The sequence below is a fragment of the Exiguobacterium sp. KKBO11 genome (genome assembly GCF_001644945.1).
Taxonomy (GTDB): Bacteria; Bacillota; Bacilli; order Exiguobacteriales; family Exiguobacteriaceae; genus Exiguobacterium_A; species Exiguobacterium_A abrahamii.
In genome coordinates, this window is the sequence record NZ_LUCU01000021.1 from 1 (window position 1) to 414 (window position 414).

The 414-nt window shown below is 50.2% G+C and carries 2 tRNA genes and 1 rRNA gene; all 3 read left to right on the forward strand.

The window, feature by feature from the left end:
* Positions 1–42: 42 nt before the first annotated feature.
* Positions 43–119 (forward strand) — tRNA-Ile (locus tag AYO36_RS06930).
* Between the two features lie 22 nt (positions 120–141).
* Positions 142–214 (forward strand) — tRNA-Ala (locus AYO36_RS06935).
* A gap of 115 nt (positions 215–329) precedes the next feature.
* Positions 330–414 (forward strand): 23S ribosomal RNA (locus tag AYO36_RS06940); the annotation flags it as partial.

Below are 414 nucleotides of genomic sequence, written 5' to 3' on the forward strand. Positions count from 1 at the left end.
ATCGTTCAGTTTTGAGAGTCTAATTCTCTCTAGTCATGGAATGGGCCTATAGCTCAGCCGGTTAGAGCGCACGCCTGATAAGCGTGAGGTCGGTGGTTCGAGTCCACTTAGGCCCACCATTTCCATTATAATTTCAATCCTGGGGCCTTAGCTCAGCTGGGAGAGCGCCTGCCTTGCACGCAGGAGGTCAGCGGTTCGATCCCGCTAGGCTCCATTTGTCTTGTCCTTTGGATAAGGCACTCGCACCTTGAAAACTGAAGACATCAACAAGACATCAAACTTTTAATTAACCATGTCATTAGACGTGTGTTCTTAGAATACCAACGCTAGATCAAGGTATGAAGGGCGTACGGTGGATGCCTTGGCACTAGGAGCCGATGAAGGACGCGACGAACAGCGATATGCTTCGGGGAG